We start from the raw sequence: 22,171 nt of genomic DNA on the forward strand, positions 1-22,171 counted from the left end.
GAACTATTCAAGCGTTTGGGCTAAGCTTCGTTTGGCCAGTTCTATTTCAAAATTCTCCCCGCCGTCGGCAGGCTGAATCAGGTAGCGCACCGAATCTGCAGCTTTGAATTCTTCTCTTCTGGCAATGATGTCACAGACCTCGTAATCTTCACCTTCGATTTGAAGAATAACATCGCCGTAGCTGAGCTTATCTTTTAGCTCTTCCTCCCAAACCAGACCGATCAGCAGGTGTTTGCCGTCGCTGGTCAGGGAGACGCCCCGCGCTCGATCATCCATTAAGGTTTCTTCTTTAAAAGGCTCAAAATAGAAGCGTTTTTTCTTGTAATCCAGGGTCAGCAGACCGTGTTTTAAAATCGTCGCCCCAATACGGGAGTTGTCGTCGTTGGTGGTTTCGAGCACGACATTCCGAAATGGGTGTCCCGCCAATTTAAGTGTGGGCAGCAGTAAGCGGGCATGCTCCTCCTTTGCACCAGCGCCAAAAAGGCCGATAGAAGACCCTCCAACACTTGTCCCTCTTTCCTGAAAGATGGGCAGTTTAGAAAAGGTGGCATAATGGGCTTTGCTGAGGTCGTAGAGGTCAGCCGCTCCGGTATCCACCAAAAGGCGTTCCCGTCCGGTTTTTTCGCCTATCACCTCAATCCAGACATAGGGGCTTTTTTGCTTACCTACCAGTTCCAGTTTTTCTCTGTTGGCGTTGTCGAGTTGCAGTTTTTTGCGCTGGTCCGTTAGGATCACCTTTTTGTTCGGCAGGTCAAACTGCACCACGGAGGTGCTTAACACATTGCTGCCCAAGAGTCCGTCGATTTGGAAACAGCGGAAAACCACATTGCTATCGTCCAGGTTAACCAGGGCCGGGATGTTTTTAAAAAGGGCGTTTCCGAGCTTGATTTCTGAAAGATTGGCCACATTCATTTGGGAGGACTGGTTGTTGGCGTCCGAAACACGCAGGCTGCTCACGGCTTTACCCCCAAGCTTTTCAAAAAGCCGCTTGGAGACGACATTGGGAGCTCCGGTATCCAGAATAAAACGGTAGGTTTCACCCTCGATCTCCACCGGAATCAGGATTTTTTCACTGACGAACTCAAAGGGGATTTCTTCGTAGTAATTCCGGGGAACATCGCCCAGTTTGCTGAGGTTAACCCTTTGGGCCTGGAGGCTACTACAAACAGCAGTATGAAAGGAAAGAGCAGCTTTTTCATATCCTTAAAGATAAGAAGGAGAAAGGCATTAGTCTAAGGCCTTATAAGTATGCGTACCTTTGCACTTCAGCCTCTCCGACCTAAGATTTTGGATAAAGCATGAAGACCCTATTCTCTTCTGCACTTTTTTGTTGCATTGTTTTGGGCGTTTCTGCCCAGCAGAGTCGCCCTACACTCCAAGTGGGCTATACCGAATCCGCTGTTAAAGCCGACGGAAAACTGGATGAGGCCGATTGGTCCACCGCCCCGGTTCAGGACCAATTCAAAACCACCGTACCGGTTCAAGCAGGAACCCCGAGCCTCCGCACTACCCTAAGGGTGCTGGCCCACGATCGTTTTATCGTTTTTGGAATTGAATGCGAAGATGACCCTGCCTTATTGACCAACTTCTCGAAACTTCGCGACGCGGATCTGGACAACGAGGACTACCTCCGGGTGATTATTGACCCTTTTCAAGACGGGCAGTCAGGCTATATTTTTATGATCAACCCCAGTGCTGCGCGTTACGATGCCTTGGTTTCGAACCGAGGCGAAAGCGAGAGCAAGGATTGGGACGGTATCTGGGAAGCGGGGACCAGTATTACCGAGAACGGCTGGACGGCCGAGATCAAAATCCCCATGCAGAGCATCAATTTTAGAAAGGGATTAAAAGAATGGGCCTTCAATGTCGAAAGAAACATACAGCGTAAATTGGAGGTCATTCGCTGGGCGAATCCGTCCCGAGATCAGTGGTTTACCCAAACCAGTCGCGCAGGGCTTATTACGGACCTTCCGGACTTCAGTTACGGGGTGGGGATGAATATTCGGCCTTCCCTCATTGGAAATTGGACCAATGAAGCCGGGGCGGGAACCGATTTCGATTTTACCCCTACCCTGACACTAAGTCAGCGACTGAGTCCCAACGCTATTGCAACAGCAACCTTCAACACAGATTTCGCCGAAACCGAAGTGGATACCCGGCAGACTAACCTCACACGCTTTGCTCTTTTCTTCCCGGAAAAGCGCGCTTTTTTCTTGGAAGGCTCTGACATTTTTGAGTTTGGCTTTGGTTTGAGACGCGATGTGGTTCCCTTTTTCAGCCGCCGTATCGGGCTCTTAAGCGGTAATCCCATCCCCATAGTCGCGGGAGGAAAGGTGAATGGGCGGGTAGACCGAACCTCCTTTGGTGGTTTGGTCATGAATACGGCCGAAACGAATTTTGAAGATGCGACCGACCCCATCACCATCCCCAACAGCACCATGGGGGTCTTTAGGCTCAAACAAAATATATTACGCGAGTCCTCTGTAGGGGTTTTTGGTTCTTTCGGCGACCCTTCCGGTGGGAGCGGTTCCGGACTCTTTGGAGCCGATTTCACTTACCAAACCACACGGTTTAATGGAAATAAAAACTTCTTGGCCGGGTTATGGAGCTCTATAATGAACGAGAAGGCTCCACCGGAGATCAATCGGCTTATGGATTTAAGCTAGACTATCCCAATGATATTTGGGACGCCTCCATCACCTATGTTCACGTTGGCGATGGCTTCAATCCAGCCTTGGGTTTTGTGCCCCGAAAGGGAATCAATAAGTGGGTGGTAGGCACCACTTGGGCTCCCCGCCCTGAATGGGGTTGGTTGCGGCAGATGAGAAATCAACTCTTCGGTACCTACATCACCGATTTGGCTGGCCAGTGGCAAACCTACCGAGTATTTACCGCCCCGATCAATTGGCGATTAGAAAGCGGGGAGCGTATAGAATTTAATGTTATACCGCAAGGCGAACGCATCATCGAGCCTTTCGAAATCTCAGACGGGGTGACCATTCCAGTGGGGACCTACGAGTTTGTTCGTTACCGTCTCGAAGGAGATATAGCGGCCAAGCGCAAGCTGAACGGACGCCTGTCTTGGCGATTTGGGTCTTTCTATCAAGGAAACCTCAACGAATACCAGCTGCGAATTAATTGGATCCCTGCCAGTATTTTATCCTTTGAGTTTGCGGGAACCCGTAATGTGGCTTCCCTGCCTTTTGGGGATTTTGATCAAACGCTTTTGGGGCTCCGTGTGCGTTTTAATGCAACTCCCGATTTACAGCTCAATTCCTTTGTACAGTACGACACTGACTCTGAAAGTATCGGTATAAACTCGCGGATTCACTGGATCTTTGACCCCCAAGGCGAGTTCTTCCTGGTGTTTAATAATTCCTCGGTTTACGACGACATCAACAACCGTTTTCAGCGGCAAACCTCCCAGCTTATACTCAAGCTGCGTTATAATTTCCGTTTTTAGTAGAGAATCTAAAGACTTGATAATTAGCGATTAAAATCAAATCTTGATTTAATTCACTAATTTTGTTTAATATAAATGGTTAATCATTAAACAAAATGAACAGGTTCAAGCATAGATCTTTAGAGCATTGGTTTGAGCTTTTTCTGTCGAGCCGTACTAAAGAAAAATTAGAGCGATATATCATCGGTATTGCCATAATCAGTTTTATTGTACACTTGGCTTTGGTTCTGCTGGGAGATGCTTTGAGTGAAGGGATTTTGGAATTTACTGACTCCTCCTTTATCCAGATTTTAGTAGAAGGACAGCTTTTTAAAAGTCCAGTTGCTGCTATTTACACTCCCTTTTCTTTTATTCTTCTGTATGAAGTATACCTGTTGGTTTATTACTTGCCGAAGTCGATCTCCTCCTATATCCGGAAGCAGTACGAGATCATCACTCTGATTGTCATTCGAAGAATATTCAAGGACATGGCTAATCTCGATTTAACCGGAAGCTGGGTGGAGAGCGACTATGATTTGCAGCTTACCTATGATCTGCTGACCACTTTGGTTTTGTTCCTTTTGATCTTTTTGTTCACTTACCTGAATAAAAAGACCAGCAGTGCTTTGATGCCGCAAGGAGAAAAGGCGATTTTGAATCAATTCCTGAAAAGAAAGAAAACGATTGCTGTCTTGTTGATTCCAATACTTTTAGCGTTGTCTCTTTTCAGTTTTGGTAGTTGGGTAGTTAACGAAATCACCTCCCTAGAAGGCCTTTTCTCGGGCATAACGGATATCAATAAAATTTTCTTTAATGAATTCTTTACCGTACTGATACTCGCAGATGTACTCTTGCTGTTGTTTTCGCTCTATTATACGGATCGATTTGACCGGGTTATTCGAAATTCTGGATTCATTATTTCGACCATTTTATTGCGGCTCTCTTTTGGTGCGGATGGGCTAACCAATAATATTCTGATTTGTGCTGCGCTGATTTTTGGGGTACTTATTCTTCTCATTTATAATTTATACGGACGATTAGTTTTACCAAACAATCCAGACCGCATTTGCAATACATAAACATTATTTTATCCTGCACAGAAAAAGCAAAATATACACGCAGAAAAAAGATTTTCGAAAACCACGCGTTTAGCAGGCTTTTACTGGATGGTGGTCGGGCAGAAGGGATCCGGGGAGACCTTTTAACCTGGCCTTTTTTGTAGGAAGAAATCATCCTTCTTACAGTCCCTGACACAGCAATCTTACGGGAATAGATGGGGGTTTTACAAATTGGCCCTATTTATCTGTAAAAATTACCCTATTCACTTATTTATTCTATATTTAAGTCTGTAATTTTTAGAACCCCCGAGGCATTCGAAAAGAACTGACAACCAAAAAATTGCACTGAATAACTAAAGAAAAGACCACCGTAAAACGTACACTATGAAAATTCCAAATTCCGCAGTTGGAGGATTGATTTTAATGGGATGGATTGGAAGCCTGGCTTTGGCTTTTTCACTTTATCCTAAATTGATGAAGCCGGTTGACACACCACCTTCTACCGGCTTGGACCAAAAACAACTCGAAGCCGCCGTATTTGCCTTGGAGGAATTCAAGTACTTGATGAAAGAAAACGACAGTCTTTACGATGCCGTAATAGAGGCTCGTGAACTGGAAACAGAAAACAAGGTCTTGCGCAAAATTATTGACGAAAACGTAGGTCGCAACGTTGTAATCCGTTACCAAACCAACGGTAAAACACGAGTATACGATAGAGAGAATAACGTTTGGGTGACCCAGTAAACCGGGACGTTCCAAACAAAAAAGCCTGCTCCGTTAAAGACGAGCGGGCTTTTTTATGCGGTAGAGGCTTGCGCTTAGTACTCGTCTAAGAGGTCCGCTTTAATATTTTTCAGGGTGAGTAGGTATTCGCTTTGCTTGACCTGGTAGTATCCTTGAATCCCCAACTTATTGAGTTTATCGAGGTAGCTGCCCGATTTCGGCTTGCGCTGCTTGATCAATTCATCCAGGTAAGACAGTGCTTTTTCGCGAATCCATTCGGTGTGATTAACCCCTTCCTCATCATAACCCAAGGCTAAAATTTGATCCCCGAGTAGATCCTGATACACTTCTCTTCCGGCCAAATAGTAAGGCCCATCTTCCGTTACCAACTGGATGGCTTTGTTGTCGGTCATGGGTACAGGACCGTATTTGTCAATTTCGACCGTCATGTACTGAAAGCCCGCAGCGCGGTTGTACTCTCGCACTTCAATTTTGGCAGCATCTTCTTTGCGTTCAACAGCAGAGATATAATCTTCCAAAAAGATGTTCCTCAGCTCTTTGTCAATATCATACCAGCGCTGTTCCAGAGCAACAGAGTCCGAATAGCTGATATAGTTGTCCAGTCCCTTGATCATGTAGTGAATCTCGAACAACTCCCCTTTCTGTTGAAGGCCTTGTGCAAACCGTTTGATGCCTGGGATGAGGTTTTTCCTGGAATTCAGCTCTTCATAGAGGAAGGAATCTTTAAAAATATAGTCGTGGTTGCGTATATCGTTTTGCTTAAAGACATCGTCTTCTGAAACGGTACGACCCAAAATCCTTGACTCCAAATAATTCAAGCGGTTCTTATCTCCATTGATCGTGTCGATCTTGACAATGGCTAGACCTCCAAAAAGAGAAAGGAACTGGCTTCTCTGGTTTTGTACGTCCTGTTCCAGAATATGGATATCGCTATAAAAGATTGTTCGAAGCTCATCAAAGCTTTTCTTGCTGCTACTGGTCAGCGGCATTTGAAAAAGCTCCTTGGTGATGTTTAGCTTTTTTTCTTCATCCTTCCCCAATTGGATCACCTTCATCGGAAAGGTGGCCCCGTTTTGAAAAGTGATTTCTAGCCAGACAAAGACGAGCTCGGATTTTTTTAGGCTGCCAAACTTTAGGTCACGCTCTTTACCAACCTTCAATTCAAATGGACTAGACTTGAGCGGCGTACGCAGTTCTCTGGGGGTAGTCGGCAGATTGCTTTTGAAAGCGGTTACTTTGATGGGCCCATAAAACTCATTGTATACGGTGAGTTTGGACTCCCTGGCGCTGATTTGGCTGGTAGCCAGAAAGAAAATGCTGAGAAAAATGAAACGCAGTTTCATGAGGTGAGGTTATTAAGGTTTTAATCTTCAAAAGGTAGCGAATTATTTGGGAACATTCATGTAGTTAATTTCTTCCCTTTCTTTTAGCGGTTTTCTTCCATAAATGGCTTATTATATGAGGATTGAGAACAGATGTTAAAGCAAGATTCCTGCCTTTTATTTCCATCAAAAAGCCCGGCGAAAAAGGCCAGTCTCCATCCATATTTTAGAAGGGAGTTACTCAATGATATTCTTGACCGAGGAATTCGAGGTCATACTCATTTTCATAATTGTCCCATCTTCCATGGTCATGTTCATGGTCATCGGTAAAACCACATCGTAGCTCAAGACATAATTCTTTTTAGAATCAAACTTCATGACCCCTTCTCCTCGGCCGGTGGCCGACATATTGATGCCTTCACTCATGCCGTCAAAGCTGAGGTCTTGAATGACTTCAAATGTGCCGATTCCTCCTTCGAGTGCCAAGAGTTTGAAGTTGTTCTTGATGAACATCTTAATGGGTTGGCCTCCAGGAACGGGTAAATCCATTGGGTAGCTGTTTTCGAAACGGTCGCCAACAGCCAGGGCCGATTTTGGAAATTGTACCTTATCCTGCAGGTCTTTCATGGCGCTGCCGAGACTTTCTTCAAGTTCAGGAGTCAGGTTGGAAGATGCGGCTTTATCCAATGTAAATGCTCCACTGCGGTACATTCCAACCATTTTCGCCTTCATTAAAGCGTCGTCAATAGGCACGGGAATTTCATTTCCGTTCATTTTCATTTTGACGGTCATCTTATCATAGACCATAGTAACCGGAAATCCCAGATCACCTTGATTAGCCTCTGTGGTCATGGTTAGGGCAATGGTCAATTCTTGGTTCATATTCATTTTTCCACCCAACGGGCCCATATCCATGGTCATGTCATTGACAGTTACCATCTCGGTCTTGTAGATCCGATTGGGTTCCATTTCATTTTTAAAGACAGCAGATTTCTGTGCGGAAAGGCTAAGGGTAAGGATCAAAAAGATCCCGGAGATTATCTTTTTCATGTGGGTGATTTTCTGTATTTGAAAGGTAAGCATTAATGCAACATGCAAAGGAACGATAAAGAAGAGCCTAAAATTTTACTCTTTAAGCAATATGTAGGAAAAAGACCACGTTTTAAAGTTTCACCACTTGACTGATGAGCAAAGAAAAAACCACCACTTCGATAGATCTACCGTGGGCTGTTTTTCAAACAGACGCCACAGGTAAATTACTCAATGGTTCACCAAAAGCACGAGACTTGATGCAGTTTTGGAGGACCACGGATCTCTCTACTATAATCAGGGCCATTGAATGGAATGGGCCTTTAAACTGGGAGCAATTGGTTCAAAAAGAGGTTCCTGAGGTTGGTTATTATAAGTACTACGACAGTAAATCAGTTATTCACTGGTTTCGCTTCTCCTTGCAATTTCAGAATGCTGATCCCTTTATCAGTGTAGAAGATATTACCAGCCGAAAGATGGCCAACGACCTCTCCAATTTGGCCTGTGAGGCAGCCAATGTAGGGAGTTGGGAACTGGATTTTCTACGGAATCAATTGTCCTGGTCCGATACGGTTCGCGAAATCCATGAGGTTCCAAAAGACTATGAGCCTCAATTAGACACCGCGATTGAATTTTACAAAGCAGGGTACCACCGCGATAAGATTCGAGAGGTTGTTTCTCTTTGCATAGAAACAGGAGAACCCTATGACGGTGAACTTATTATCGTTACGGCTAAGGGGAATGAAAAATGGGTTCGCGCCATCGGTCATAGCGAAATCGTTAATGGTGTATGTACACGTATGTACGGGACCTTTCAAGATATTGATCGCCAAAAAAAGGCAGAGATTGAACGTCACCGCCTGAGCGAGCGCATGCAAGTGGCCGTTCAAAGCGCCAAAGTAGGATTATGGGATTTGGACATTGTCAACAATGTGGTGCATTGGGATGATGTCATGTATGATCTGTACGATCTCAAAAGAGATGAATTCGCTGGAGATTTTGACGCTTGGGAAAAAACAGTACATCCCGATGATAAGAAAGAGGCCTTAATTAATGTAGAAAAGGCCATTTCGGGTGAACAGGAATTCAATACCGTTTTTAGAATTATTTCGGGCAAAGGAGATATACGCTACATCACTGGAAAGGGGGAAGTCTTCCGAAATACCAAAGGAGAGCCCATTCGTATGATCGGTGCCAATATCGACATCACCAAGATCAAACGGAACGAATCCCGTTTGCGAGAGCTATTAGAAATTACTGAAAAGCAGAACCAGAGTTTATTGAATTTTGCTCATATCGTATCGCACAATCTGCGTTCCAACTCGAGCAACCTCGGCTTGTTGACAAGCATGTTCAAAGCTGGTAAAATGCCTGTGGACAAGGCCGTCGAAATGATACAGGTTTCTGCAGATCGATTGGAGCAGACGATAACCGATCTCAACGAGGTCGTTCACATCAAGACCAAAGACAAGCATCAGGCACCTCTTGGTTTCCGCCAAATTTTATTGGAAGTCATGGAGGGTATCAACGGAACCTGGAGTAGTGCAGACGCTAAGCTGGACCTCAATATCGATGCTGATCTACGCGTTTATGGGGTTAAATCTTATATCGAAAGCGTAATTCACAACATGCTAACGAATGCTTTAAAATACAGCAAAACAGACACTCCCCTCAAGTTATCGGTCTATGCCGAAACCACCTACGAAGAAGCCCGCGTTTACTTTAAGGACAATGGACGAGGTATTGATTTAGAAAAACACAAAGACAAAATTTTTGGCATGTATAAAACATTCCATGGGAACCCTGATGCCAAGGGGATTGGACTTTTCCTCTCTCAAAACCAAATGGAGAGTATGGGAGGTAAGATTACTGTGGAGAGCCAACCGAATGAAGGAACCACCTTCTGTTTACATTTTAAAAGACAAGCATGAGCAATACAACACACTATTTCAATCGCGTAGCAATCATTGATGATGACTTTATTTTCCGAAATGTATTCGAGATGCTTCTAAATGCTGAGAACTTTTCTGAGAAGATTTTACACTTTGATCACTCGGCCCTTGCCCTTGATTTTTTTAAAACCAATCCGCCGGCAGAGGAAATCCCCGAATTACTCTTTCTGGATATCAATATGCCAGTTTTAGATGGCTGGCAATTTTTGGAGGAGTACCTGGAGCTTTCGCCCTCGCCAAGAGTACCCGTGGTCATGATGAGTTCTTCAATCGACCAACAAGATTTGGAAAAGGCCAAAAGTTACCAAGATCAACTATTGGCTTATATTCCAAAGCCGCCAACGGAAAGCGACCTGCAAACTATTGTAGCCTTATTCCGAAAGGGTGAAACGGCTTAGCGTGCCAGCATGAGCAAAGCGCCAAGTGCCGTCACCGCCAGAATAAATTGGCGATAGGCCTTTTCAGGAATGAAGCGGACGATTCTTACCCCCACCACAAGTCCGACAAGCAATAAGGGCAACAGTTGCAGATCGACTCGTAAAGAGTCAGCATTAATCGTACCCCATACCCAATAATGAAGGGGCAATTTGATGGCATTGGTAATCAAAAAGAGCCAGGCTGCCGTGCCCACAAAGGTGTTCTTTTGCAGACCTAACCCAAGGAAATACAAGTTAGTAAAGGACCCTGCAAGGTTCCCCAGCATGGTAGCAAGACCCGCCAATAGCCCCATAACGGGTGCAAAAAAAGGTGGGATTTTTTGCAATTGCCCAGGCCGTAAATCCCGGTAGAGCAAGAGCCCAAGACTGAGGAGTACAATTCCGGCTAAAGTGTATTGAAAAATTCGTTCCGGGAGGGCGTCCCCAATCCAGGTACCCAGTCCAATCCCGACCAGCATAATGGGCAAGATGCGCAAAAGAGGCTTCCATTCTGTATGCCGATTGTAGTACCAGACGGCAAAAACATCTCCGACTACGAGGAGCGGCATAATTAAGCCAGTACTCGAAAACGCCCCATAACTCAGGGCCATTAAAGTCACATTGAGAACAGACAATCCCTTTAAACCTGCTTTGGAGGTGCCAATTAAAAAAGCCGCAAGAATAGCGGGCCAAGGTTGTTGCAGCAGGGAATCCATCGGGCTAGGGAACCAAAGTCCACCGCACCAAATCAAAACGCGCAGAGCCATTGCGGTCTCCACGAAGAATCTCGGTCGTCAGATCAGTGTCTAAAAAATGAGCCTGGTCTACTTCGTCCGGGTCTCCAAAGACCAGGGCTATTCCGTCGGGTTGTACGCAAATGGCGGTGTACTCATCCGCAGCGATTCCCCTTCCTTGAATCTGGGTGACAAAACCGCGGTGCCTTTCTGATCGGTTTCTTTCGGAATAGTGGGTGTCTGTGATAATGCCTCGAAGTACAGGGATATCAATAAAATCGGTTTGTATTCCGCTTCCATCCCAAATGTGCTCCCCTAAAATGGCCATTCCCGCGCTGGTGCCCCCAATCACGGCTCCACGATCTACTGCGCGTTGTAAGGCATCTTCAATGGCGTTGTCTTTCCAATAATCAAGGTACTTCCCTTGATCTCCTCCAGCGAACCAGATGGCTTCCGCCTGGTCAATTTTGTTGACTATTTCTGAGCTTACTTCCTTGGCACGGAATACTAAGGTCTCCACGGAGTTGAGGTTAACGCCCAGTTCCTGATAAAAGTAGTCCTGGTATCCGTTTGATCCCGAAGCACGCATCACCAAGACATCTCCCCCCTGGGCTCTTCTCAAAAACCAACGCATGGCCTGATCGTCTTCGCTTCGCCCCCCCATCATACAGATACCTCCTTCAGGTGTGGTGTCAATATTGGGGTTACCCACAAAGTAAGACAAAACAGCCTGTGATTGAGGTGGTTGTGGCTCCATGTCGGGTTCTTCGGCAGTACTGGAACAGCTGATGAATACCGTGATAAGCAGGGCAAAGGACATAAAAAGCCAGGAGTGCTTTTGCATGGGACTTTATTTGGTTCTAAAATAAGAAAAACCCCTATTTTAGGCGGAAACAATCGACCCATGACCCTCTCTTCCCTGGATTACGCAATCATTATTTTTGTCTTTGTGCTGGTACTCGGTGTGGGTGTATGGGTTTCCAGACAATCGGGGAAGAACTCGACGGAATTCTTTTTGTCGGGCCGGAATATGCCCTGGTGGTTGTTGGGATTTTCGATGGTAGCCACCACTTTTTCAACAGATACCCCCAACCTGGTTACAGACATTGTGCGGGTCAATGGGGTGGCCGGAAACTGGGCCTGGTGGGCCTTTCTGTTGACCGGCTTGCTTACCGTTTTCGTTTATGCGCGCCTATGGCGTAAATCCAATGTGGCCACTGATATGGAGTTTTATGAGCTTCGGTACGGGGGGAAAGCAGCCGACTTTTTACGTTGGTTCCGAGCCCTGTATTTAGGAGTAGCCTTTAACCTTTTGGCGATGGCGGGGGTGACCCTGGCCGCTATTAAAATTGGTCAAATTATGTTGGGGCTTCCGCCCTTGACTACAGTGGCGATTGCCGGAAGCATTACGGTCGTGTTCAGTATGTTGGGAGGATTCCGAGGGGTCGTCTACACGGACTTCTTTCTGTTTTTGATCGCTATGGTCGGTGCCTTCGGTGCAGCAATTTACCTCATCGATTTGCCGGAAGTAGGAGGTTTAGCAGACCTGCTCACTCACCCCAATGTGGCCGATAAATTGGCCATGGTCCCGGATTTGGAACAGACCGATGCCCTGATTGCCATTCTAATTATTCCTCTTGCCGTTCAGTGGTGGAGCGCCTGGTACCCTGGTTCTGAGCCGGGGGGCGGTGGCTATATCGCTCAGCGGATGCTGGCAGCAAAAGACGAAAAACACGCCGTCGGTGCCACCTTCTTTTTTAACGTTATGCACATTGCGGTGCGGCCTTGGCCCTGGATTTTGGTGGCTCTCGCCAGTTTGATCCTTTACCCGGATCTGGCGAGTATTCAAGAGGCCTTTCCGAGTGTGACCGCCGATAAGCTCGGTCATGATTTGGCTTATCCGGCCATGTTGACCAAACTGCCTTCAGGGCTTTTGGGTCTGGTGCTGGCTTCTTTGGGAGCGGCGTATATGTCGACGCTTTCCACCCACTTGAATTGGGGCTCTTCTTATATCGTCAACGATTTCTATAGACAAAAAATTAAGCCACAAGCCGGCGAAAAAGAACTGGTTCGGGTAGGTCGGATTTCGACTTTCTTATTGATGGTATTCTCGGCATGGATTGCCTTGAATATGCAGAACGCCAAGGAGCTTTTTGACCTGATTCTGATGTTTGGTGCAGGAACCGGTTTGATTTTTATACTCCGTTGGTTCTGGTGGCGCATCAATGCTTGGAGTGAATTGTCTGCCATGTTTGCTTCGGGAATAATTTCGCTTTTGATCAAGAAGACCAGTCTTGGGCCCATGCTGTTCGGGTCTGCGGAGGCAGCAGGGCTTTTCCCAGCCTGGGCAGAACTGCCCGTTGCGGTCCTCATTACGTCTTTGATTTGGATTGCGGTGACCTTCTTGACGCCCCCAGAAAAAGAAGCGGTCTTACAAAAATTCAATGACAAGATTCAAGCAGGAGGGCCTGGTTGGAAGAGATTCCAAAGCAGCGAGGAACAAACCACAGCCTGGGTGGTTCCCCGGGGTCTTTTGGCTGTTTTGCTCGGAAGTGTATTGGTCTACAGCACCCTCTTTGCTGTTGGAAACTGGCTGTACGGAGTATACCCTTGGGCGATTGGCCTGAGTTTTCTGGCCTTGATTTCGGCCTATTTGCTCAACAAGCAATGGAGCAAACTCAAAGAGGTGTTCTAGTCTCTTAAAGAAAGCAAGCGAGAAACATATTTGCCAATCACGTCAAATTCCAAATTGACTTTGCGTCCGACCTGGTACTGCTGAAAACAGGTGTGTTCATAGGTGTAGGGGATAATGGCAACACTGAAGGCATTTTCGGTTGAATCCACGACCGTCAGACTGACACCATCCACTGTGATCGATCCCTTTTCTATAGTGACTGCAGGACTCCCGCCTTCGAGGGCTTTGGGTTCGTATTGAAAACGAAAGTGCCAGCTTCCATCCGTTTCTTCTGCTTGAATGCATTCAGCGGTTTGGTCCACGTGGCCCTGAACAATGTGACCGTCCAATCGAGCACCCATTTGCATAGCGCGTTCCAGATTGACCAGTTCGCCAACCTGCCATTCACCAATTGTGGTTTTTATGAGGGTTTCTTGAACAGCCGTGACCACGTATTCATCGCCTTCGATGGCTACAACGGTTAGGCATACCCCGTTATGAGCTAAGCTTTGGTCAACCTTCAGTTCAGAAGTCATGGAGGATTGCAAACGAATATGGCGGTTGCCTTCTTCGGTATCAATACCAGTAATTTTACCCAAAGACTCAATAATTCCAGTAAACATAGCAGTGCATTTTTAAGTAGATTTGCAGGATTGGAATAGGCATGGTAAAAGTAGGTATTTCTGTCGGGGATATAAATGGTATTGGATGTGAGGTCGCCCTCAAAACATTCAAAGATCAGCGGATGCTGGATTTTTGCAGCCCCGTCTTTTTCGCTTCAGAAGGGGTGCTGAAAAAACAGATGAAAGCCTTGCGCATGGATCTTCCTCTTAAACGGGTCAATCAACTGGACAAGATCAACAAGGCGGGCATTTATTTTTTGCCGCCAAAACAGCACGATCCACCTCTAAAATTTGGCGCCTCGACACCTGAAGCGGGGCAATACTCGGTCGCTTCTTTTCAAACCGCCGTGGAAGCTTGAAAAAAGGAGAGATCGATCTTTTGGTGACTGCGCCCATCAACAAAAACAACATCCAGTCCGAGTCTTTTTCTTTTCCGGGGCATACCGATTACCTCAGTGAGCAAATCGAAGGAGACGGTTTGATGTTTATGCTCAGTCAAGAATTGCGTGTGGGTTTGTTGACCGACCATATCGCGGTAAAAGAAGTAGGGGATGCCATCAACGGAAAGTTGATCGATAAGAAAGTAGGCGCTCTTTTAAAGAGCCTGAGGGCAGATTTTGGTATCCGAAAACCCAAGATCGCCCTGTTGGGAATCAATCCTCACAGTGGGGATAACGGAACCATTGGGCAGGAAGACGAAAAAATCATGAAACCGGCGATCAAGCGTTGGTTCGACAAAGGAGAGATGGTTTTTGGCCCCTACTCTGCAGACAGTTTTTTTGGGTCCAACACCCACCAAGGTTTTGATGCGGTGCTTGCGGCTTACCACGATCAGGGGCTGATTCCATTTAAAACGCTCTCCTTTGGACAAGGGGTGAATTATACGGCCGGACTAAAAAAAGTACGCACCTCTCCTGATCACGGAACGGCTTATGAGATTGCCGGACAGAATAAAGCGGACCATCACTCCTTTAAACAGGCGGTTTTCACAGGATTAGAAATCCTCCAGAAACGCTCTGAATACGAGGAGCTAAGCAGCAATCCACTGCAAAAACAAAAGGTTCAGCGCAGAAAAGAAAAGAACCCGTAAAAGAAGGAAGCGGCTCTGCTGATTTCGAGTTGGGTTTTTCAGAATAAATAGTATCTTTGCACCCGCCTTATACGGCTGGTACACAAACGATAAGTGTAAACTATGAAGCCAAATGAGTTTCTTATCCCCTTCCAGGGATTGAAGCAAGGAAAACATGAGTTTGCGTATCAACTGGGCAACGAGTTCTTTGAACAGTTTGATTATCAAGAATTTGAGTCTTGTAAAATTGATGTCAAAATCGATTTAAACAAGACCAGCACCATGTTAGAATTCGATATCCACGGCCAAGGGACGGTAGAAGTCCCTTGTGATTTGACCCAAGAGTTGTACGACCAACCTGTTTCAGGAGAGTTATCCTTGGTGGTCAAGTTCGGAGAGGAATTCAATGACGAAGACGATGAATTATTGGTGCTGCCTCATGGAGAACACCAGGTTGATCTCAGTCAGTATGTCTACGAGATGTTGGTTTTGGCTGTGCCATTAAAGCGCATCCATCCCGGAGTAGAAGACGGAACCCTGGAATCGGACATTCTTGACAAACTGGAGGAGCTCGAACCGGGCGAAAATAAAACAGACGATGACGAGAGCGATCCCCGATGGGACGATCTCAAAAAACTATTAACGGATAAATAAAGGAGTAGCATGGCACATCCAAAGAGAAAAATATCAAAAACGCGTAGAGACAAGCGTAGAACGCACGTAAAAGCGACCATGCCTACATTGGCGAAGGACGCCACCACTGGTGAAATGCATTTGTACCACAGAGCCCACTGGCACGAAGGTAAAATGTACTACCGCGGTCAGGTTGTTCTAGACAAAACCGAAGAAGTAGAAGACTAATTCACAGTCTTTCTGTTAAATATTCGAGCTCTCGTTGTTCCCAACGGGAGTTTTTTTATGGAATAAAGTGGCCTTTTAGTAAAAAGGCGAAAAATGGACAAAACTGACCAAAAACACTAAAAATTGCCGAGAAATCACTAATTTTCACCACTTTTGCGCGAAATTTTGATGTTTTTCGCCCAAACAAAATATTTTGCATGAGTAAGATCACTGCAGCAATTACCGGAGTAGGAGGCTATGTGCCCGATTTTGTTTTGACCAACGAGATTCTCGAGACCATGGTCGATACCAATGACGAATGGATCACAACCCGCACCGGAATTAAAGAGAGACGACTTCTCAAAGAAGATGGAGTCGGAACTTCCTTCATGGCCCAGCGAGCCGCCTTGGATTTGCTAGCCAAAACCGGGACAGATCCCAAGGATATTGACATGGTATTGTTGGCTACCGCAACCCCGGACATGCCAGTTGCCGCGACAGCCGCTTTTGTGGCTTCCGAGATCGGAGCGACCAACGCCTTTTCCTATGACTTACAAGCCGCCTGTAGTAGCTTCCTGTATGGAATGTCTACGGCTGCCCGCTACATTGAGTCAGGTCGTTATAAAAAGGTTTTGCTCATCGGCGCAGACAAGATGTCTTCTATAATTGATTACACTGACCGTGCCACCTGCATCATTTTTGGTGACGGAGCCGGAGCGGTTTTATTCGAACCGAATGAAGAAGGATTGGGATTGCAGGATGAGGTGTTGAGAAGTGATGGCCACGGCCGTGAGTTTTTACGCATTGAAGCGGGTGGCTCCATCATGCCTCCTTCTGTCGAGACCATTGCGAACAGCAAGCATTACGTTTATCAAGACGGAAAGACGGTATTCAAATTTGCCGTTTCTAATATGGCTGATGTTTCGGCTCAAATTATGGAGCGCAACGGCTTGACACATGACGATGTGAACTGGTTGGTACCGCACCAGGCCAATAAAAGAATTATCGATGCAACAGCAAAGCGAATGGGCCTCGAAAAAGAAAAGGTGATGATGAATATTCACCGCTACGGGAACACGACTTCGGCAACCTTACCTCTGCTGCTATTCGATTACGAGAAACAACTGAAAAAAGGAGATCAACTCGTATTTGCCGCCTTTGGAGGTGGATTTACCTGGGGAGCTATATACCTAACATGGGCCTATGATGGCCAGTAGAACTAACTAAATCAAGATGCATGGACATTAAGGAAATTCAAAGCCTGATTCGATTTGTCGCCAAATCCGGAGCCAGTGAAGTAAAGCTGGAGACCGACGATATTAAAATCACGATCCGTACAGGCGGAACATCTGGCGTGGAAGGTGCTTTTGTACAGCCTATTCAGATGGCTGCACCGACAATGCCAGTCGCACCTGCTGCTCCTGCAGCACCTGTTGCTGAGGCTCCTGCCGCTGGAGGCGGAGACAAGGGAGGCGAGAGCGAAGATGACAGCAAGTACATCACCATCAAGTCTCCAATCATTGGAACTTTCTACCGCAAACCTTCTCCTGACAAAGATGCCTTCGTAGAAGTTGGAAGCAGCATCAGCCCCGGAGATGTTCTTTGTGTGATTGAAGCCATGAAATTATTCAACGATATCGAGTCAGAAGTCTCTGGTAAGATTGTCAAAGTGTTGGTAGACGATTCCAGTCCAGTTGAATTCGATCAACCCCTATTCCTGGTTGATCCATCCTAAGACCTCGGGACTATGTTTAAGAAGATATTGATAGCGAATCGCGGTGAAATCGCGCTTCGTGTAATCAGAACCTGCAAGGAAATGGGCATCAAAACGGTGGCCGTCTATTCCAAGGCAGATGAAGACAGCCTCCACGTCCGTTTTGCGGATGAAGCGGTGTGTATCGGTCCTGCGCCGAGTTCTGAGTCTTACCTCAAGATTCCAAACATCATTGCAGCCGCAGAGATCACCAACGCAGATGCTATTCACCCTGGATATGGATTCTTGTCAGAGAACTCCAAGTTCTCCAGAATCTGTGCGGAGCACGATATCAAGTTTATCGGAGCGACCGGGGAGCAGATCGACCGCATGGGAGATAAGGCTTCAGCCAAATCCACCATGAAGGAAGCGGGAGTTCCAACCATTCCTGGTTCTGAAGGCCTGCTTAAAGATCTGGATCACGCAAAAGAGGAGGCCGGTAAAATGGGCTACCCCGTGATGATCAAGGCGACTGCAGGTGGTGGAGGAAAAGGGATGCGTGCGATCTGGTCCGAAGAGGAGCTGGAGACCGCTTTCCCAAGCGCCGTTCAGGAAGCAACTGCTGCCTTTGGTAACGGAGGGATGTATATGGAGAAGCTCATTGAAGAGCCTCGCCACATCGAAATACAGATTGTTGGAGATCAATTCGGAAAAGCCTGTCACCTCTCAGAGCGTGATTGTTCCGTACAGCGACGACACCAGAAGTTGACGGAAGAAACTCCTTCGCCCTTTATGACTGACAAGCTTCGGGAGGAAATGGGGGCTGCTGCCATTAAAGCGGCAGAGTACATTAAGTATGAGGGAGCAGGAACCGTAGAATTCTTGGTTGATAAGCACCGCAATTTCTACTTCATGGAGATGAACACCCGTATTCAGGTCGAGCACCCGATTACGGAACAGGTAATCGATTACGATTTGATCAGAGAGCAGATTTTGGTTGCTGGTGGAGTACCGATCTCAGGGAAAAACTACACGCCGAAGCTACACTCGATCGAATGCCGTATTAACGCGGAGGATCCTTACAATGATTTCCGCCCTTCTCCGGGACGTATTGCAACTTTGCACACGCCAGGAGGTCATGGAGTTCGATTGGATTCGCATGTTTACAGTGGATACGTTATTCCTCCGAACTACGATTCCATGATCGCGAAACTGATTACCACTGCACAAACCCGTGAGGAAGCCATCAACAAGATGCGCCGTGCCTTGGACGAGTTTGTGATTGAAGGAGTTAAAACCACAATTCCTTTTCACCGTCAATTGATGGATCATCCGGATTACTTGGCTGGGAACTACACCACCAAGTTTATGGAAGGCTTCGAGATGAAGCCTGAAGAGGACTAAGACAACAGAGGGCCCTATGAAGCTATCCTATTGGGAAGAACAAGCCTGGCTAAGCCAAGTCGATTTTACCCTGATAGGAGCTGGCTTGGTAGGGCTCAATGCTGCTCTAAGGCTTCGAGAACGCTTCCCCAATAAACACATTGTCGTTGTTGAACGCGGCCCTCTTCCTAGTGGAGCGAGTACGCGTAATGCTGGTTTTGCCTGTTTTGGCTCTCTTTCGGAGCTATTGGCCGATGCCAAACACCACAGCCCAGAGGAGATCCGCGAGCTGGTTGCCCAACGTTTTGAAGGAATTCAATACCTGAGAAGCTTGTTGGGGGACAAGGCTCTCCGGTATACCAATAAAGGTGGCCATGAACTCTTTTTGAAGGAGGATCAAGCCCTATTTGAAGCCTGTGAAGCGGCCTTGGAAACAACCAACACCCTTCTTCGAGAGGTGTTCGGGGGTGATGCTTTCCAGATTCAAAAAACCAATCCTGCCTTTGGGCAAATTCTTCCACATCAATTTACCCACCAATACGAGGGTGAATTGCATCCTGGTTTTATGATGCAAGCACTCCTCGAAAAGGTCAAGAAAGCCAATATTTTGGTGCTAACCGGTGTTCGGGTAGACCAGTTGGAAGAAAGTCCCACAGGAGTTACACTGAGGGCGGAGGAGCGCGAATGGACCAGCCAGCAGGTACTGATGACCACCAACGGATTTGCCTCCCGTCTTCTCACCGATAAACAGGACCAAGTCAAACCCGCAAGAGCACAGGTGCTCTTAACCAGCCCGGTAGCTACCCGGATCGAAGGCTGTTACCACCTGGAACAAGGCTACTATTACTTTCGTCAGATCGACGGCAGGGTCTTGCTCGGTGGAGGAAGAAATTTGGATATCCCAGGCGAAACAACCACAGAACCCGGAACAAGTCCGCTGATTCAAGACCGCCTTGAAGCCCTCCTCAGAGAGGTCATCTTGCCCCAAGAGTCTTTTGAGATTGAAAGGCGGTGGAGCGGGGTCATGGGGGTTGGCCCCAAAAAGAATCCCCTGGTCGAACAACTCTCGCAAAGGACGTACTGTGGTGTACGCCTCGGAGGAATGGGGGTTGCCTTGGGCAGTCAGGTTGGCAAACGTTTAGCAGATCTTGTGAATTAATAGTGGTCTACAACATCAATCTCAAATGCTAAAAGAAAAAGAGCTCCCGAGGGAGCCCTTTCTTTTGTAATATAGCGAGGATTAACCTTTAATCTCGCTAAGAACCGCTTTGTTCGGTAGCTCTTCAAAGCCCATATTGAACAGGGTGAACCCGAAAATATCGGAATACTGCTCGATGGTTTTGCTCACAGGAGTTCCTGCACCGTGTCCGGCATCGGTTTCGATTCGGATGAGTGTTGGATTGGCTCCAGCTTGTTTGGCTTGTAACTGGGCCGCAAACTTAAAGCTGTGTGCTGGAACAACTCGGTCGTCGTGATCTCCTGTAGTGACCAAAGTTGCTGGGTATTCTACCCCTTCTTTGACGTTGTGTACAGGCGAATACCCCTTGAGGTACTCAAACATTTCGGGGCTGTCTTCGGAAGTTCCGTAGTCGTAAGCCCATCCGGCACCCGCAGTGAACGTGTGGTAGCGCAGCATGTCCAACACCCCTACAGCGGGCAAAGCAACCTTCATCAAATCCGGGCGCTGGGTCATGGTCGCGCCGACCAAGAGGCCTCCGTTCGAACCACCGCGAATGGCGAGGTAATCGCTGCTGGTGTAGTTGTTCTCGATCAGGTATTCTGCCGCAGCAATAAAGTCGTCAAAGACGTTTTGCTTCTGCATTTTGGTACCTGCATCGTGCCACTTTTTCCCGTACTCTCCCCCTCCACGAAGGTTAGGCACGGCATAAACTCCCCCTTGTTCCATCCAGACGGCATTGGCAATGCTGAAGGAAGGCTGTAAGCTGATGTTGAACCCTCCGTATCCGTAAAGGATGGTCGGGTTTTTTCCATTGAGCTCCAAGCCTTTTTTGTGGGTAATGATCATCGGTACCTTGGTGCCATCTTTTGAGGTGTAGAAGACCTGAGTAGAGGTATAGTCTTCAGGATTGAAGTCAATCTCGGGCTTCCAGTATTGCTCGTAATCTCCGGTCTCTACATTGTACTTGTAGGTCGAGCCAGGCGTGTTGTAGTTGGTAAAAGAAAAGTAGAATTCCTTCTCGTCCTTTTCACCCCCAAAGCCACTTGCCGTTCCAACGCCAGGGAGTTCGATATCCCGAACCTTGTTGCCGTCCATATCGTATTGGTAGACCTTGGAAATGGCGTCAACCATGTACTTGGTAAAGAAGTATCCTCCTCCGCTGCCCGCAGTAAGCACGTGTTCGGTTTCGCGAACAAAGTCTACCCAATTGTCAACTCCAGGATTACTGGCGTCGACCGAAACAATCTTCTTGTTGGGAGCATTGCGGTTGGTCACCAAGAACAGGCGACTGCCTTCATTATCCAAGACATAGGTGTCAGCCTCATCATCGCCTTGTATGGTCACCAAGGAGCTGTTTTTGCTCTTGAGATCCTTCATGAACAGCTTGTTCCCTGAAGTAGCTACCGAAGCGCTGATAAAGAGGTAGCGATCGTCCTCAGAAACATATCCGCCAACGTAGCGGTGTTTCTCAGACTCAGTTCCTCCAAAAATGACCTGGTCTTCTTTTTGATCTGTTCCCAGTTTGTGGAAATACAGCTTGTGCTGATCAGTTTTGGCCGATAGCTCACTACCCTCTGGTTTATCGTAGCTGGAGTAGTAGAAACCTTCTTTCCCTCTCCAGGAAATACCACTGAATTTCACATCCACCAAGGTGTCCTGCACACGGGTGAGGTTTTCGGTTTCGATGACGATCACCTTGCGCCAGTCACTTCCTCCTTCAGAGATGGAGTAAGCAGCCATGCTGCCATCCTCTGTAAAACTCAATCCGGCAAGAGAAGTCGTTCCGTCTTCAGAGAAGGTGTTGGGATCCAAAAAGACCTCCGGTTCTCCACCGCCTTTCTGGCGGTAGTAAACGTACTGGTTTTGAAGGCCGTCGTTTTTGGCGAAATAAGTGTAGTCTCCCCGTTTAAAGGGAGAGCCAATTTTCTCGTAATTCCAGAGTTTTTCGAGTCGGCCTTTGAGCTGCTCTCGAAAAGGAATATTGTCGAGGAAGCCGAAGGTAACGCCATTTT

General features: G+C 47.0%; 22 protein-coding genes. 15 read left to right on the forward strand and 7 right to left on the reverse strand.

What is annotated here, in order from left to right; translation table 11 throughout:
- Window positions 1-3: 3 nt before the first annotated feature.
- Window positions 4-1,053 (reverse strand): retropepsin-like aspartic protease, encoded by a 1,050-nt coding sequence (locus BST99_RS11680; protein WP_181044220.1) that lies wholly within the window; start codon window positions 1,051-1,053, stop codon window positions 4-6.
- 245 nt (window positions 1,054-1,298) lie between these two features.
- Here BST99_RS11680 and BST99_RS11685 point away from each other — a divergent pair, with 245 nt between their 5' ends.
- From BST99_RS11685 to BST99_RS11700, 4 genes are all read left to right on the forward strand, one after another.
- Complete coding sequence (locus BST99_RS11685) at window positions 1,299-2,666, forward strand: carbohydrate binding family 9 domain-containing protein (protein ID WP_105001961.1); 1,368 nt, start codon at window positions 1,299-1,301, stop codon at window positions 2,664-2,666.
- Entirely contained in the window at window positions 2,603-3,463 is an 861-nt protein-coding gene (locus BST99_RS11690) for a hypothetical protein (RefSeq protein ID WP_146106291.1), read from the forward strand. The genes BST99_RS11685 and BST99_RS11690 overlap by 64 nt, the downstream gene beginning before the upstream one ends.
- Window positions 3,464-3,558: 95 nt before the next feature.
- A complete protein-coding gene (locus BST99_RS11695; RefSeq protein WP_105001963.1) occupies window positions 3,559-4,521 on the forward strand; it encodes a hypothetical protein in 963 nt (320 codons plus the stop codon).
- Between the two features lie 363 nt (window positions 4,522-4,884).
- Window positions 4,885-5,244: a hypothetical protein gene (locus tag BST99_RS11700; RefSeq protein ID WP_146106292.1), complete on the forward strand. Its 360-nt coding sequence runs from the start codon at window positions 4,885-4,887 to the stop codon at window positions 5,242-5,244.
- A 74-nt stretch (window positions 5,245-5,318) separates the two neighbouring features.
- Here BST99_RS11700 and BST99_RS11705 read toward each other — a convergent pair whose 3' ends face one another.
- Both BST99_RS11705 and BST99_RS11710 read right to left on the reverse strand, forming a co-directional pair.
- Window positions 5,319-6,587, reverse strand: a complete 1,269-nt coding sequence (locus BST99_RS11705; RefSeq protein WP_105001965.1) for a hypothetical protein — start codon at window positions 6,585-6,587, stop codon at window positions 5,319-5,321.
- Between the two features lie 216 nt (window positions 6,588-6,803).
- Complete coding sequence (locus BST99_RS11710) at window positions 6,804-7,616, reverse strand: hypothetical protein (protein WP_146106293.1); 813 nt, start codon at window positions 7,614-7,616, stop codon at window positions 6,804-6,806.
- A 134-nt stretch (window positions 7,617-7,750) separates the two neighbouring features.
- Between BST99_RS11710 and BST99_RS11715 the strand changes: the two genes are divergently transcribed.
- On the forward strand, window positions 7,751-9,526 hold the full coding sequence (locus BST99_RS11715) for a sensor histidine kinase (protein ID WP_105001967.1): 1,776 nt from the start codon (window positions 7,751-7,753) through the stop codon (window positions 9,524-9,526).
- A complete protein-coding gene (locus BST99_RS11720) occupies window positions 9,523-9,945 on the forward strand; it encodes a response regulator (RefSeq protein ID WP_105001968.1) in 423 nt (140 codons plus the stop codon). The genes BST99_RS11715 and BST99_RS11720 overlap by 4 nt, the downstream gene beginning before the upstream one ends.
- Here the strand turns inward: BST99_RS11720 and BST99_RS11725 are convergent.
- On the reverse strand, window positions 9,942-10,730 hold the full coding sequence (locus BST99_RS11725) for a sulfite exporter TauE/SafE family protein (protein WP_245916252.1): 789 nt from the start codon (window positions 10,728-10,730) through the stop codon (window positions 9,942-9,944). The two genes, BST99_RS11720 and BST99_RS11725, sit on opposite strands and share 4 nt — an antisense overlap.
- Window positions 10,684-11,541 carry a cyanophycinase gene (locus BST99_RS11730; protein WP_105001970.1) on the reverse strand — a complete coding sequence of 286 codons (858 nt, stop codon included), beginning with the start codon at window positions 11,539-11,541 and terminating at the stop codon, window positions 10,684-10,686. Before BST99_RS11730 ends, BST99_RS11725 begins: the two co-directional genes overlap by 47 nt.
- Window positions 11,542-11,601: 60 nt before the next feature.
- Between BST99_RS11730 and BST99_RS11735 the strand changes: the two genes are divergently transcribed.
- A complete protein-coding gene (locus BST99_RS11735; protein ID WP_105001971.1) occupies window positions 11,602-13,392 on the forward strand; it encodes a sodium:solute symporter family protein in 1,791 nt (596 codons plus the stop codon).
- On the opposite strand, the gene BST99_RS11740 is transcribed toward BST99_RS11735, so the two are convergent.
- Entirely contained in the window at window positions 13,389-13,994 is a 606-nt protein-coding gene (locus BST99_RS11740) for a riboflavin synthase (protein ID WP_105001972.1), read from the reverse strand. The two genes, BST99_RS11735 and BST99_RS11740, sit on opposite strands and share 4 nt — an antisense overlap.
- Window positions 13,995-14,035: 41 nt before the next feature.
- On the opposite strand from BST99_RS11740, the gene BST99_RS15035 reads away from it, so the two are divergent.
- The 8 genes from BST99_RS15035 to BST99_RS11775 all read left to right on the forward strand — a co-directional run bounded on the left by BST99_RS15035 (window position 14,036) and on the right by BST99_RS11775 (window position 20,138).
- Entirely contained in the window at window positions 14,036-14,353 is a 318-nt protein-coding gene (locus BST99_RS15035; protein WP_317046166.1) for a hypothetical protein, read from the forward strand.
- Entirely contained in the window at window positions 14,350-15,084 is a 735-nt protein-coding gene (locus tag BST99_RS11745; protein ID WP_317046167.1) for a PdxA family dehydrogenase, read from the forward strand. The genes BST99_RS15035 and BST99_RS11745 overlap by 4 nt, the downstream gene beginning before the upstream one ends.
- A gap of 102 nt (window positions 15,085-15,186) precedes the next feature.
- The gene (locus BST99_RS11750; protein WP_105001973.1) at window positions 15,187-15,717 is read left to right on the forward strand and encodes a YceD family protein; all 531 of its coding nucleotides are present in this window, start codon (window positions 15,187-15,189) and stop codon (window positions 15,715-15,717) included.
- A gap of 9 nt (window positions 15,718-15,726) precedes the next feature.
- The gene (gene rpmF / locus BST99_RS11755; protein WP_105001974.1) at window positions 15,727-15,924 is read left to right on the forward strand and encodes a 50S ribosomal protein L32; all 198 of its coding nucleotides are present in this window, start codon (window positions 15,727-15,729) and stop codon (window positions 15,922-15,924) included.
- Window positions 15,925-16,121: 197 nt separating this feature from the next.
- The gene (locus BST99_RS11760) at window positions 16,122-17,120 is read left to right on the forward strand and encodes a beta-ketoacyl-ACP synthase III (protein ID WP_105001975.1); all 999 of its coding nucleotides are present in this window, start codon (window positions 16,122-16,124) and stop codon (window positions 17,118-17,120) included.
- A gap of 20 nt (window positions 17,121-17,140) precedes the next feature.
- Entirely contained in the window at window positions 17,141-17,638 is a 498-nt protein-coding gene (accB, locus tag BST99_RS11765) for an acetyl-CoA carboxylase biotin carboxyl carrier protein (RefSeq protein ID WP_105001976.1), read from the forward strand.
- A 12-nt stretch (window positions 17,639-17,650) separates the two neighbouring features.
- Entirely contained in the window at window positions 17,651-19,000 is a 1,350-nt protein-coding gene (accC, locus tag BST99_RS11770) for an acetyl-CoA carboxylase biotin carboxylase subunit (RefSeq protein ID WP_105001977.1), read from the forward strand.
- A gap of 16 nt (window positions 19,001-19,016) precedes the next feature.
- Window positions 19,017-20,138: an NAD(P)/FAD-dependent oxidoreductase gene (locus BST99_RS11775; RefSeq protein WP_105001978.1), complete on the forward strand. Its 1,122-nt coding sequence runs from the start codon at window positions 19,017-19,019 to the stop codon at window positions 20,136-20,138.
- Between the two features lie 81 nt (window positions 20,139-20,219).
- On the opposite strand, the gene BST99_RS11780 is transcribed toward BST99_RS11775, so the two are convergent.
- A partial coding sequence (locus tag BST99_RS11780; RefSeq protein ID WP_245916253.1) for a prolyl oligopeptidase family serine peptidase occupies window positions 20,220-22,171 on the reverse strand: 1,952 nt, incomplete at its 5' end.

The sequence above is a fragment of the Aureicoccus marinus genome, assembly GCF_002954325.1.
Taxonomy (GTDB): domain Bacteria; phylum Bacteroidota; class Bacteroidia; order Flavobacteriales; family Flavobacteriaceae; genus Aureicoccus; species Aureicoccus marinus.